Genomic DNA, 13,788 nt, shown 5'->3' on the forward strand with positions numbered 1-13,788 from the left:
AAGGGCTTGATTCTAGCTTTTAAGAGTGCTAAACGCAACCCGAGAACGGCGCGGCTGGACAATCGGGGAAATCCCTGAAAGTCGCGCCAGATAAGCTTTCTAAGCTTATAAGCCAGTCTTAATTTCAGGTCATTAAAACCACTAATCAAGACTAAAAATACGAAAGCCCCGCATCGCGCGGGGCCTACCGATTACGTCTCGAAAAACGAACTGGGCTGCTCACCCTTGAGGTCAATTAACGCTTGCGTGCAGCTTCACTACGCTCGATAGCAATCGCAATCAGGTAATGAACCAGATCTCTATCATGGCCGATCACCTCGATACAAGCGTGGCGCAGGCGATCAACCAGGAATTTCTCCGGTGAATCAATCACGCGTTTAAAGCGGTTGTATTTGAATTTCGAGTCGCCAACGATTTCTTCCAGCTGCGCAACGCGCTCAGGCTGGTTATTGCGCAGGCGGTAAAGCTTACTTTTCGCCGCGACTTTGCGGTCGTGATTCGGACGCAAGATAACGTGCCAGTCTGCGGGTACTTCGGGGTTTACTTGCTCGCTCATCTTTAATCCTTCGTCATCCAGCCAATTCAATCTTGCAATTATACGGGCAATTGTCGCCAAGCCTTAGCAAATAAAAAGCCGACCTGTTGGCCGGCTTTTCAAATCCAAAGCAATCGTAATGATTAGCGCGGCAACGTTGAACTCCCCATTAAGAAAGCATCCACTTCACGCGCAGCCTGACGACCTTCGCGGATCGCCCAAACGACCAGCGATTGCCCACGGCGCACGTCGCCCGCTGCAAACACTTTAGCGACGCTGGTTTGATAGCAACCAACGCCATCGGTCGTCGCTTTGGCATTACCACGTGCGTCTTTTTCGACGCCGAAGCTATCGAGCAAACTGGCCACTGGATTAGTGAAACCCATCGCCAAAAACACCAAATCAGCGTTCAGCTCAAACTCGCTACCCGCAACCGGGGTAGGCTTGCCGTCAACCCAATCCAAGCGCACCAGTTTCACTGCTTTTAGCACGCCGTTTTCGCCGACAAACTCTTGCGTTTGCACCGCGAAATCGCGTTCTACGCCTTCTTCGTGACTGCTCGACGTACGCAGCTTCACTGGCCAGTACGGCCAAACGATGGATTTGTTTTCCTGCTCTGGCGGCATCGGCATCAACTCAAGCTGAGTCACGCACGCTGCGCCATGGCGGTTGCTGGTACCGACGCAATCGCTACCGGTATCGCCACCACCAATCACGACCACATGCTTATCCTTCGCATTGATCGGGTTGGCTGCGCCACCGACGTTTTGCTTGTTTTGCGCGATCAGTAATTCCAACGCGAAATGCACGCCTTTAAGCTCACGCCCTGGCACTGGCAAATCGCGCGGCACTTCGGCTCCACCGGCCAAAATCACCGCATCGAATGCTGCTTCAAGCTCGGCTGGCGTAACAACGGTTCTCGCATCATTCACAATACCTTTAGGTATATCTGCAGAACCAATTACAGTATTGGTTTTGAAGGCAATACCCTCAAACTGCATTTGCTCCAAACGGCGATCGATCACTTCAGCTTCGAGTTTGAAATCCGGAATACCGTAACGCAGCAGGCCACCCGCCGCGTCGTTTTTCTCGAATACGGTCACCGAGTGACCAACGCGAGCAAGCTGCTGCGCTGCAGCCAAGCCCGCAGGGCCCGAGCCAACAATGGCCACCTTCTTGCCGGTTTTGACCTTGGCAGGCTGCGGCACAACCCAACCGTTTTCCCACGCCTTATCGATAATCGCGCGCTCGATGGATTTAATGCCAACCGGATCCGCATTAATGCCCAGCGTACAGGCCGCTTCACACGGTGCAGGGCACACGCGGCCAGTAAACTCGGGGAAGTTATTGGTTGAATGCAATACAGTCAGCGCGTTTTGCCAATCTTGCTGGTACACCAGATCGTTAAAATCGGGGATCACATTATTGACTGGGCAGCCGTTATTGCAGAACGGAATACCGCAATCCATACAGCGCGCACCTTGCAATTTGGCTGCCGCATCGTCGAGCGCTGGCATAAATTCGCGGTAGTGTTTCAGGCGTTGCGCAACGGGCTCGTAGCTGTCTTTGACGCGTTCAATTTCTAGAAAACCTGTTGGCTTACCCATTATGCGATCTCCTTCTGCGCTGCGGCGTTCACGGTATTTGCTGCAGCCATTTCCTTCATTTCAGTCAATGCACGGCGGTATTCGTTCGGGAATACTTTGACGAAAGCAGCACGGCTTGTTAACCAATTCGCCAAAATCTCGGCGGCGCGCACGCTGCCAGTCAATGCAGCATGTTTTTCGATCAAGGCTTTGAGCTGAACTTCATCGCTCACACCATTGTGGAATGGTTGCTCTTGGGTTTCGCTTGCCACAACTTGCTCCAGCGCTACTTGCGCCATATTGCAGCGACCAGGAAACAGCCCTTCTGGATCGTAAACGTAAGCGATACCACCAGACATCCCCGCCGCGAAGTTGCGGCCAGTATTACCCAGCACCACGACCGTACCACCGGTCATGTATTCGCAACCATGATCGCCCAAGCCTTCCACGACCGCTGTCGCACCTGAGTTTCGCACCGCGAAACGCTCGCCGCCGACACCAGCAAAGAACGCTTCACCGGCAATCGCGCCAAACAGCACGGTATTGCCGACGATGATGTTTTCCCATGTTTTGCCCACAAAGCTGGCATTAGGGCGAATCACAATTCGGCCACCCGATAGGCCTTTACCAACGTAATCATTGCCTTCGCCGGTCAACGTTATCGTAATACCCCGGGAGAGGAATGCCCCGAAACTCTGACCTGCCGTGCCTTGCAGAGCAATACCTATGGTATTTTCCGGCAAACCAGCATGGCCATAACGACGCGCCACTTCACCGGACAGCATCGCCCCCACGGTACGGTTAATGTTTTTCACTGGCAGGCTGATTTGCGTCACTTCACCGCGCTCAAGCGCCGGTGCGGCTTGTTTGATCAACTCTTGGTCAAGGGCTTTATTCAGGCCGTGATCTTGCACTTCAGCGTGCAGGCGAGCGACTTCGGCAGGTGCTTTGGACTGATAGAAAATCTTGCTGAAATCAAGACCCTTGGCTTTCCAGTGCTCAACACCTGCTTGTTTATCAAGCAGATCAGAGCGGCCAATCAAATCGTCAAAACGACGGATCCCCATTTGCGCCATGATCTGGCGTGCTTCTTCGGCCACGAAGAAGAAGTAATTCACCACATGCTCAGGCTGACCTGAGAAGCGTTGGCGCAGGACTGGGTCTTGCGTTGCCACACCCACTGGGCAGGTATTGAGGTGACACTTACGCATCATGATACAACCCTCAACAACCAGCGGTGCAGTGGCAAAACCGAATTCATCGGCACCGAGCAGCGCACCAATCACCACGTCACGACCGGTTTTCATTTGGCCATCGACCTGCACTCGAATCCGACCACGCAATTTATTCAGCACCAGCGTTTGCTGGGTTTCAGCCAAACCCAATTCCCACGGCCCGCCTGCATGTTTGATCGACGACTGAGGAGACGCGCCCGTACCGCCGTCATGACCCGCAATGACCAGATGATCGGCTTTGGCCTTAGAAACACCCGCTGCCACGGTACCGACGCCCACTTCGGCAACCAGCTTGACCGAAATTGAGGCAATGGGGTTGACGTTTTTCAGATCATGAATCAGCTGCGCCAAATCTTCGATCGAGTAGATATCGTGGTGTGGCGGTGGCGAAATCAGACCAACACCCGGTACAGAGTGACGCAATTTACCGATGTATTCGGACACCTTATGACCTGGCAATTGACCGCCTTCACCCGGTTTTGCACCTTGCGCCATCTTGATCTGGATTTGATCGGCATTAACGAGGTATTCAGTCGTTACACCAAAGCGACCTGAAGCAACCTGCTTAATCGCCGAGCGAAGGCTATCGCCTTCTTTGAAGGTATAGTCGCGCTCAATGCGGTTTTTACCGATCACTTCAGACAGCGTTTGTCCGGCCTGCAGCGGTTTGAAGCGCGTTGCATCTTCACCACCTTCACCGGTATTAGATTTACCGCCAATGCGGTTCATCGCAATCGCCAAAGTTGAATGCGCTTCGGTCGAGATCGAGCCGAGCGACATCGCGCCGGTGGCAAAACGTTTCACGATGTCAGCGGCAGATTCAACTTCTTCCAGCGGCACTGGTGCGCCAGCCGATTTAATTTCAAACAGGCCACGCAAAGTCAGGTGACGTTTGCTCTGATCATTAATCAGCGCAGCATATTCTTTGTACGTTGAGTACGAATTGCTGCGCGTTGCGTGTTGCAGCTTGGCGATTGAATCGGGCGTCCACAAATGATCTTCGCCGCGAGTTCTAAACGCATACTCACCACCTGCGTCGAGCATATTGGCCAGCACTGGGTCTGCACTGAAGGCTGCGGTATGCAAGCGTACCGCCTCTTCGGCCACTTCAAACAGGCCAATCCCCTCCACATTGCTCGCCGTACCGGTGAAGTATTTCTTCACAAACGCCTTTTGCAGGCCGATGGCTTCGAAAATCTGCGCGCCGGTATAGGACATGTAAGTCGAAATACCCATTTTCGACATCACTTTGAGCAAGCCTTTGCCGACGCCCTTGATAAAGTTTTTCTGATATTTGCTAGCCAGTTCAGCATCACCGCCATTTGAAGAAGCCAGATCAGCCAAGGTTGCGAGCGTTAGGTATGGATATACCGCTTCCGCGCCGTAACCGCCGAGCAGTGCAAAGTGGTGCGTTTCACGTGCCGAGCCGGTTTCCACCACCAAACCGGTACTAGTCCGCAAGCCGCGTTTCACCAAGTGTTGATGTACGGCTGAAGTCGCCAGCAGCGCAGGAATCGCCACATGTTCGGCGTCCATTTTGCGATCCGACACGATCAGGATATTTGCGCCCGATTTCACTGCGTCTTCCGCTTCAGCAACGAGCGAAGCCAAACGCGCTTCAACGCCGTTTTTACCCCACGCAGCGGGGTAGCAAATATCGAGTTCGTGCGAGTAGAACTTACCGCTGGTGTATTGGCCGATATTGCGAATTTTCTCGAACTGCTTGGTACTTAAAATCGGCTGCGCTACTTCCAGACGAATTGGAGGGTTGATATCGGTCGTGCCGAGCAGATTGGGTTTGGGGCCGATGAACGACACCAGCGACATCACCATATCTTCGCGGATCGGGTCGATTGGCGGGTTAGTCACCTGCGCGAACAGCTGCTTGAAGTAGTTGTATAGCGGCTTGTCTTTGCGCGACAGCACCGTCAACGCCGCATCATTACCCATCGAGCCGGTGGGCTCTTCGCCATTCTTGGCCATGGGCGCAAGAATGAATTTGATGTCTTCTTGCGTATAGCCAAACGCTTGCTGCTGATCAAGTAAGGCGTGAGGAGTAAGGTGTGAGGCGGGAGTGAGCTCGTCGCCTTCAATGTCATCCAATTTGACGCGAATTTTGTCGATCCATTCGCGGTAGGGCTTGGCGTTGGACAGACTGTCTTTCAGCTCTTTGTCGTCGATGATACGGCCTTGCTCCAAGTCGATCAGGAACATTTTGCCCGGTTGCAGGCGCCATTTTTTATTGATGCGATCTTCCGCAATCGGCAATACGCCAGATTCGGATGCCATGACGACCAAATCATCGTTGGTTACCAAATAGCGTGCTGGGCGCAGGCCATTACGGTCGAGCGTCGCGCCGATTTGACGACCATCGGTGAACGCAACGGCAGCCGGGCCATCCCATGGCTCCATCATTGCAGCGTGGTATTCGTAGAAGGCGCGACGTTTTTCATCCATTTCGCCGTTCTTTTCCCACGCTTCGGGGATCATCATCATCATCGCTTGCGCGAGCGAGTAGCCGCCCATCACCAAGAGTTCGAGCGCATTATCAAATGACGCCGAGTCAGACTGACCCGGATAAATCAGTGGCCAGATTTTATCGATGTCTTTGCCGAGCACGGGCGAGCTAATCGCTTTTTCACGGGCACGAATCCAGTTCACATTGCCGCGCAGTGTATTGATCTCGCCGTTGTGCGCGATATAGCGGAATGGATGCGCCAAATCCCACGTTGGGAAGGTATTGGTCGAGAAGCGTTGATGCACCAAGGCCAGCGCCGAGATACAGGCAGGGTCTTGCAGATCGAGGTAATACTCACCGACTTGATCGGCCAGCAGCAAGCCTTTGTAGTTCAGCGTCCGCGCCGAGCACGATGGAATGTAATACTCGCCACCGTGCTTGAGTTTGAGCGCGCGAATCGCGTGCGAAGCGCGTTTGCGGATGATGTAGAGCTTGCGTTCCAGCGCATCGGTAACCAGCACATCATTGCCGCGACCGATGAACAGCTGACGAATCACCGGCTCGGTGGCTTTAATCAGCGGCGACATCGGCATCTCGCGATTCACCGGCACATCGCGCCAGCCCAACACAACTTGTTTTTCAGCGCGGGCAGCGCGCTCGATTTCTTCTTCACAGGCGGCGCGGGCTGCTGGCTCTTGCGGTAAAAAGCACATCGCCACGCCATAGTCGCCCACCGGCGGCAAGACAATACCCTGGGTAAGCATCTCTCTGCGCAGCAATGTATCCGGGATCTGGATCAAGATACCTGCACCATCACCCGCTAGCGCATCTGCGCCCACCGCTCCGCGATGGTCGATGTTTTTCAGAATCAATAGGCCTTGCTCGATAATGCTATGGCTTTTCTGACCCTTGATGTGGGCAACAAAACCGACGCCACAGGCGTCGTGCTCATTGGCCGGGTCATACATTCCCTGCTTCGCTTCCATGGTTTATCCCTTTTAAGAGGTGCTATTGGTATTGCTTTTCTGATCGACCAGTAAGGCAATACCAATAAAACCTGCATTTCCCATCGTTTTAAATCTGCAAAGCAGTTTGCCAGAGTCAAGGGAAATCCCCTACAAGACTTCCACCAATGTTTAACTTAAATCAGTACAAAACTGGCATTTATTCCTTTGAGCATCTATCAAGAAAACCGTCCCGCCAGTTTTTGTGCGCCAACACCAGGGGAGGGTGTAGTGCATAAGAACGAGCCGCAAGGGCAATAAAATGATGCGCAGCCATCATAATTACTTGTTATTTACATAACAATTAAAAATTGCTTAATTAGCAAAAGCGGATGCAACGAGACAATGCCACAAACACAATTACAAAAAACCAACACAACATAACAGAGTTAGCCACAATCATTGCCGATTGCGAGCAATGCCAATCAATATATCCAACCACGCCAAGCCGTCAGAGAGACTCATCGTGAACACACAATCAATCCGCTTACTGGGCATAGGGTCGGTCAATTTACTGCTCGCTGCATTGCTCGCCAATACTTGGTGGCATGGCGCGCTACTCGGCATCGTAGTACTGACAGCCTTGATCATGACGCGCACTGACCCGCAAAGTGAAGTCATCACCATTCAGGAAGAACCCATCCCGCCCGTTCATGCGGATCTACCGCCATTAATGAATGACGTATTGCCAATCTGGAAAAACAATCTTGCACTGGCGCGTTCACAAAGCCAGGAAGCCATTGACACACTCGCCATGCGCTTTGGCCAGATCAACCAGAATCTGGCATCAACGCTAGAACTGGCCTCAGGCGGCGCGACCAGCAACCGCTTTCTGAATGTCATTCAGGGTGCCGAGCTGGGCTTGGGTGGGATTGTTGAGGCACTCGAGCAAGTACTGAAAGATCGCGAAACACTGCTCAGTGAAATTGAAGGGCTGGGCAAATTCAATACCGAGCTGCAACAAATGGCCACGTCGGTCGCAGACATCGCCAAACAGACTAATCTGCTGGCGCTCAATGCCGCCATTGAAGCCGCACGCGCCGGTGAAGCGGGACGCGGCTTTGCCGTAGTGGCCGATGAAGTACGCAAGCTGTCCACGCAATCGGGCGAAACCGGCAAACATATCAGCAGCAAAGTCGACGCGATTAATTCAACCATTATCACCGCGCTGGCTTCGGCCAAAGAGCTCTCGCAAGGCGAGGCAGAAATGATCAGCAATTCCAAATCGGTCATTAATGACGTTATTTCGACTTTCCATCACGTCACGATCGAGCTCGAAGCGACGATCACACAGCTCACCACCGAAGGCCGGGCGGTTGAAAATGAAGTCCATGGTGTCATCGTCAATTTGCAATTCCAGGATAGGGTCAGCCAGATCATGGATCATGTTGAACGCGATATGGGCAAGTTGTCCGACATTCTGTCGCGCCTGCAAGCGCTGCCTGACCGTCAGCAATGGCTGGCTGAACTGCAACGAACCTATACCACCCTAGAGCAACGCCAGGTACATGGCGGCAAACAAAATGCTGCCGCAGCAACATCCGAAATCGATTTCTTCTAATTTATTGTTTTGCAGGAATAAAGAATATGGCCAAGACCATTTTGATCGTTGATGACTCATTTAGCATGCGCCAAACCGTCAGCATTGCGCTAAAAAGCGCTGGTTACGATGTGGTCGAAGCCAGCGATGGCAAAGACGCACTAAGCAAGCTGGACGGTCGCAAATACAACCTGATCATTTCCGACGTCAATATGCCCAATATGGACGGCATCAGCTTTGTCAAAGCCGCCAAAGAGCTGCCCAACTACAAATTCACCCCCATCATCATGCTGACCACCGAAGGGGATGACGCCAAGAAGCAGGAAGGTAAAGCCGCCGGTGTGCGCGCCTGGGTTTTGAAACCTTTCCAGCCTCCGGCATTGCTCGATGCCATTTCCAAATTGATCATGGCATAAAGCAGCAGGTATATGCCTGCATCCATTACCGAAAATGGCCTGCAGTAATATACCCAGCACAATCAATCAGGCAGGAGTGATAATGAGTAACGCCACAAGCACCTCGCAGGAGTCCGCCATGATCTATGCCAATATCAATTTGACCATTTTTGAAGCCGCCGAGCAGAAATCGATTTTGCTTGCGGCGCTGGGCAATGCGCCGGACACACTGGAAGTCAATTTATCCGCCGTCGATGAAATTGACAGTGCCGGCATTCAATTACTGTTATTTCTGAAACAGGAAGCACAGCGCCAGCAAAAAACAGTCAGCTACAGCCAGCACAGCACTGCGACACTCAATGCCATTGAACTACTTAATCTGGCAGGCCAGCTTGGCGACCCCCTGCTGATCCCTAAAGGAGAGCAAGCATGAATCTCGACTCGGCTCGCATAGCACTCGTCGAAGAGGCGCGTGAATTACTCGTCGCCATGGAAGACGCGCTACTCCAGATTGAGGCCGGCACCGGCGGCCCGGATGGCATCAACGCCATTTTCCGCGCTGCACATACCATCAAAGGTTCAGCCGGATTGTTTGCTTTTGATAATGTGGTGAGCTTCACCCATATTGTCGAAAGCCTGCTTGATCGCGTTCGCAATGGCAAATTGACCATCGACAGCGATATGCTGTCCTTGCTGTTGAAATCAGGCGACTACATCTCGGCACTGGTCGATGCCATCGAACAAAACACCGAAGATCAGGAACCGAACCCGGCCTTGCGCAGCCAGCTTGAAGCGCAACTCAAAAATTACCTGGGAACGACAACCGAAGACGCTCCCGCCCCCAGCATCGAGAACGAACTTCCGGTTGAAAATCCTTCACGGGTCGAAATCGATGACAGCGAACGAGTCAGCAGCGACAACTGGCATATTTCATTGCGCTTCAATCCAGATGTACTGCGTCAGGGACTCGATCCGGTTTCGTTCATCCGTTATCTGTGCACGCTGGGTCGGATTGTCCATATCCATACCCTCGTCGACAAACTACCCAATGCCGATGAGTTTGATCCGGAAACCAGTTATCTGGGGTATGAAATCGATTTTGCATCCGAAGCCGATCGCAAACAGATTGAAGGCGTCTTCGAATTCGTTCGCGAAGAAAGCCAGATCCGGATTTTGCCGCCACACAGCAAAGTAGAAGAATATTTGCATTTGATCGACAGCCTGCAAGAACCTGCCGGGCGCTTGGGTGAAATATTGATCAACGGTGGCGCACTCACCCAAAGCGAGCTCGAATCCGCACTGCTACTGCAGCAAGGACAAGATTGCCCGCCACCGCTGGGCAGCTTGCTGGTAGAACAGGAAATCGTACCGCCGAATGTGGTTTCTGCTGCGCTAAGCAAACAAAAACAAAGCGAAGAAAAGCGCAGCCACGAACAGAAGTTCATCAAGGTCGAAGTAGGCAAGCTTGACCAGTTGATCAATCTGGTCGGCGAACTGGTGATTGCAGGCGCAGGCGCCAATCTGGTAGCCAAACAAAAATCGGTCAATGCCTTTGAAGAAGCAGCTCAGGCCGTATCGGTACTGGTTGAACAAATCCGCGACGCGGCACTGACTTTGCGCATGGTGCCAATTGGCGAAGTATTCCAGCGTTTTCCGCGCGTCGTTCGCGAAGTATCACGTGATCTGAACAAAGAAATCGAGCTGGTGATTACCGGCGCAGAAACCGAGCTCGATAAATCAATGGTCGAAAAATTATCCGATCCCTTAATGCATATCGTCCGTAATGCGATGGATCACGGGCTTGAAGCAACACCGGATCGCCTGCTGGCAGGCAAACCTTCCACCGGCATTATGCGACTGAATGCCTTTCATGATTCGGGCAGCATCGTCATCGAGGTTTCCGACGACGGGCGAGGCTTGAATCGGGACAAGATTTTGGCCAAAGCGCTGGAACGCGGGCTGATTCAGTCGGATCAGAACTTGGCTGATAGCGATATTTATCGTCTGATTTTCGAACCCGGATTTTCAACTGCCGAGAAAGTGACCAACCTGTCCGGTCGTGGCGTCGGCATGGACGTAGTCAAGAAAAACATTGAATCACTCCGTGGCGAAGTCGAAGTCGATAGCACCCCGGGGCATGGGGCGACAATCCGCATTCGCTTGCCACTGACGCTGGCGATTATTGATGGCTTTCAAGTCATGGTCAACGGCGCAGTTTATGTCATTCCGCTGGAAATGGTCATTGAATGTGTCGATCTGGAAAAGCAGGATACACATCACAATATCATCAAACTGCGCGGAGAACCGCTGCCCTTTGTTCGCTTGCGTACGCTATTTAATTTACCCGCTACAGCAGAAAACGAGCGGGAAAGTCTGGTCATCGTGCAATACGGTACTCAGCGCGCAGGGCTCGTCGTTGACAAGCTGCTCGGAGAATTCCAGGCCGTCATCAAACCGCTGGGCGCACTATTTCAGCAAATGCGCGGCATTGGTGGCTCGACGATTCTGGGCGACGGTCAAGTATCACTGATACTCGACGTCCCGCATCTGGTACAAATGGCACGCAATGCCCAGCACCATCAAATCAGTCATAACCCTTTGCTTCGTCTGGAAGCCGACCTCAATAGCAGCACGGTTTGAAATAAGTGAAATCTCAGCAATAACAGATTTATCAAAAATTAAGCAGAGAGGAATCAAATATGTCTTTGGCAGCGCACCCAATGAGCATCAAAAAGATTTTCGGCATTCTCACAGCGGTCATTATTGCTTTGATGGTCGCAATCATCATCACCAACCAGCTTTCAAATCAAGCCAACGAAGAAATCACCAAAGCGCAAAAAGCACGCTATGACTCCTACCTGCTGGCCGATGAGTTACGCCAAAGTTCGGATGACCTGACCCGTCTTGCCCGAACCTATGTCATCACCGGTGATGAACGTTACGAAAAACAGTACATGACTATTCTGGACATCCGCAGCGGCAAACGGGCTCGCCCGGAAGCGTATGGCCGTATTTACTGGGACTTTGTTGCGGCCACCGATCAAGCCCCACGCCCAGACAGCAATGTGCAAGTGCCCCTCACCGAGCTAATGAAGCAGGCTGGCTTTTCTGATGGCGAAATGCAAAAACTGAACGAAGCAGCAGCCAATTCGGATGGTCTGGTCAAAACAGAAGTGATTGCAATGAATGCCGTCAAAGGTCTATTTGCCGATGCGAGTGGCAATTTCACTGTCAAAGGTGAACCCAATATGCAAATGGCCGCAGAAATGATGCACGACAAGAAATATCACGAAAACAAAGCCAAAATCATGAAGCCGGTCGATGAGTTTTTTGTCTTGCTCGATCAGCGCACCCAAGCTGCGATTGATAGTGCCGAAAATCGGGCACACCAGATCACCTACTTCATGATCGGCTTGCTGGCAACTGCGCTCGTCATCATTGCCGGCCTGCTGCTTTTTGCTTATCGCTCTATCTTTGGTCGTTTGGGTGGCGAGCCATTCTACGCGTCCAGCGTTATCCAGCAGGTCGCTTCAGGCGATTTGACTGTTAGCGTCAATCTTCAGCCCGGTGATAACTCCAGCCTGCTGTACCACACAGAGCAAATGGTCGGCAAATTAACCAGCGTCATGTCTGACGTAGCAACGACGGCTAACTCGCTCACTGCGGCTGCAGAAGAAATTTCCACCTCGGCGCAATCATTAAGCCAGAATGCGTCTGAACAGGCGGCCAGCGTCGAAGAAACCAGCGCAGCCATTGAGCAAATTTCGTCCACCGTATCGCAAAATTCCGAAAACGCCCGCGTCACCGATAGCATGGCGAGCAAATCGTCAAGCGACGCAGGAGAAGGCGGTGAAGCCGTCAAACAAACCGTCGCAGCGATGCGCCAGATTGCCAAACAAATCGGCATTGTCGATGACATTGCCTACCAGACCAATCTGCTGGCACTCAATGCCGCGATTGAAGCTGCTCGGGCTGGTGAACACGGTAAGGGCTTTGCCGTCGTTGCTGCCGAAGTGCGCAAACTGGCCGAGCGTAGCCAGGTCGCCGCACAGGAAATTTCCGAAGTCGCCAGCAGCAGCGTCCAGCTGGCAGAACGGGCAGGCACCTTGCTCGATCAGATGGTGCCATCAATCCGCAAAACAGCCGATCTGGTGCAGGAAATCAGCGCCGCCTCGCGCGAACAAACCAATGGCCTGGATCAGATCAATTCAGCCGTAGGGCAGTTAGCAACCTCGACACAAATGAATGCAGCATCGTCTGAAGAGCTCTCGTCGACATCGGAAGAAATGAGCGCACAAGCTGTACGGCTGCAGGAAATGATCAGTTATTTCCGGTTGACACCTGGCAGCACGGCACGCACAGCAGTGACAGCACGCAAAGGTGGCGCACGCAGCAGCACCCGCCCTGCGAAGTTTGATGCGGGCAATGACGCCATCGATGAAGCCAATTTCACGCGATTTTAATCGGAGTTAACCATGGGTAGCCTACTCACACAAAGTCAGGCGCGAGCAGTGGCGCGGATCGACGAGCAAGTACAAGGTCGGCAGTTCCTCACCCTGACGCTGGGCGGAGAAACCTTTGCAATTCCAATTGAAAACATCAGGGAAATTATCGAATTTTCCGGCCTGACCGAAATCCCGATGATGCCCGAGTTTTTGCGCGGCGTGATCAATCTACGCGGGGCTGTCGTCCCGGTACTCGATCTTGCAGCACGTTTTGGCCGCGCACATACCGAAGTTTCACGCCGGACCTGCATTGTCATCCTGGAAGTCAGTAACGATAACGCTGCATTAGCACTGGGCGTCATGGTCGATGCAGTCAATGAAGTATTGACCATCGAACCCAATCAGATCGAACCGGCGCCTAATTTTGGTGCCAAAATCCGCGCCGATTTTATCGAGGGAATGATCAGCCTGGGAGAGCGTTTTGTTATCGCGCTCGATATTCAGAAAATCGTCGCTGTCGATGAGCTGGCCTCGCTGATCGGCGCCAATCCTGACGCACAGGCCATTGAAGCAGAACAAAGCTAAAACGG

8 protein-coding genes and 1 pseudogene are annotated in these 13,788 nt (G+C 52.6%); 6 read left to right on the top strand and 3 right to left on the bottom strand.

Annotation, left to right across the window (positions count from 1 at the left end; all coding sequences use genetic code 11):
* Window positions 1-235 precede the first annotated feature (235 nt).
* The 3 genes from ACG2XO_RS03225 to gltB form a co-directional block, all read right to left on the bottom strand.
* Window positions 236-556, bottom strand: coding sequence for a hypothetical protein (locus tag ACG2XO_RS03225; protein WP_410499378.1), 321 nt, complete (start codon window positions 554-556; stop codon window positions 236-238).
* A 122-nt stretch (window positions 557-678) separates the two neighbouring features.
* Window positions 679-2,142, bottom strand: a complete 1,464-nt coding sequence (locus tag ACG2XO_RS03230) for a glutamate synthase subunit beta (RefSeq protein ID WP_410499379.1) — start codon at window positions 2,140-2,142, stop codon at window positions 679-681.
* Window positions 2,142-6,800, bottom strand: a complete 4,659-nt coding sequence (gene gltB, locus ACG2XO_RS03235) for a glutamate synthase large subunit (RefSeq protein ID WP_410499380.1) — start codon at window positions 6,798-6,800, stop codon at window positions 2,142-2,144. The genes ACG2XO_RS03230 and gltB overlap by 1 nt, the downstream gene beginning before the upstream one ends.
* Window positions 6,801-7,794: 994 nt before the next feature.
* Between gltB and ACG2XO_RS03240 the strand changes: the two are divergent.
* From ACG2XO_RS03240 to ACG2XO_RS03265, 6 genes and pseudogenes are all read left to right on the top strand, one after another.
* Window positions 7,795-8,040, top strand: a pseudogene (locus ACG2XO_RS03240) (methyl-accepting chemotaxis protein); the annotation flags it as partial.
* A gap of 365 nt (window positions 8,041-8,405) precedes the next feature.
* Window positions 8,406-8,774, top strand: coding sequence for a response regulator (locus ACG2XO_RS03245; protein WP_410499381.1), 369 nt, complete (start codon window positions 8,406-8,408; stop codon window positions 8,772-8,774).
* 82 nt (window positions 8,775-8,856) lie between these two features.
* On the top strand, window positions 8,857-9,186 hold the full coding sequence (locus ACG2XO_RS03250; RefSeq protein WP_410499382.1) for a lipid asymmetry maintenance protein MlaB: 330 nt from the start codon (window positions 8,857-8,859) through the stop codon (window positions 9,184-9,186).
* Window positions 9,183-11,393, top strand: coding sequence for a chemotaxis protein CheW (locus ACG2XO_RS03255; protein ID WP_410499383.1), 2,211 nt, complete (start codon window positions 9,183-9,185; stop codon window positions 11,391-11,393). Before ACG2XO_RS03250 ends, ACG2XO_RS03255 begins: the two co-directional genes overlap by 4 nt.
* A gap of 59 nt (window positions 11,394-11,452) precedes the next feature.
* Window positions 11,453-13,216, top strand: coding sequence for a methyl-accepting chemotaxis protein (locus ACG2XO_RS03260; RefSeq protein WP_410499384.1), 1,764 nt, complete (start codon window positions 11,453-11,455; stop codon window positions 13,214-13,216).
* Between the two features lie 12 nt (window positions 13,217-13,228).
* A complete protein-coding gene (locus ACG2XO_RS03265; RefSeq protein WP_410499385.1) occupies window positions 13,229-13,783 on the top strand; it encodes a chemotaxis protein CheW in 555 nt (184 codons plus the stop codon).
* Window positions 13,784-13,788: the final 5 nt, after the last annotated feature.

The organism is Chitinibacter sp. S2-10 (assembly GCF_046530675.1).
Taxonomy (GTDB): domain Bacteria; phylum Pseudomonadota; class Gammaproteobacteria; order Burkholderiales; family Chitinibacteraceae; genus Chitinibacter.

Bases quoted from the DNA above. Each gene is read 5' to 3' on its own strand.
- ACG2XO_RS03250 (WP_410499382.1), top strand. From the start codon at position 8,857: ATGAGTAACGCCACAAGCACCTCGCAGGAGTCCGCCATGATCTATGCC.
- ACG2XO_RS03230 (WP_410499379.1), bottom strand. From the start codon at position 2,142: ATGGGTAAGCCAACAGGTTTTCTAGAAATTGAACGCGTCAAAGACAGC.
- ACG2XO_RS03265 (WP_410499385.1), top strand. From the start codon at position 13,229: ATGGGTAGCCTACTCACACAAAGTCAGGCGCGAGCAGTGGCGCGGATC.
- ACG2XO_RS03255 (WP_410499383.1), top strand. From the start codon at position 9,183: ATGAATCTCGACTCGGCTCGCATAGCACTCGTCGAAGAGGCGCGTGAA.
- ACG2XO_RS03245 (WP_410499381.1), top strand. From the start codon at position 8,406: ATGGCCAAGACCATTTTGATCGTTGATGACTCATTTAGCATGCGCCAA.
- gltB (WP_410499380.1), bottom strand. From the start codon at position 6,800: ATGGAAGCGAAGCAGGGAATGTATGACCCGGCCAATGAGCACGACGCC.
- ACG2XO_RS03225 (WP_410499378.1), bottom strand. From the start codon at position 556: ATGAGCGAGCAAGTAAACCCCGAAGTACCCGCAGACTGGCACGTTATC.
- ACG2XO_RS03260 (WP_410499384.1), top strand. From the start codon at position 11,453: ATGTCTTTGGCAGCGCACCCAATGAGCATCAAAAAGATTTTCGGCATT.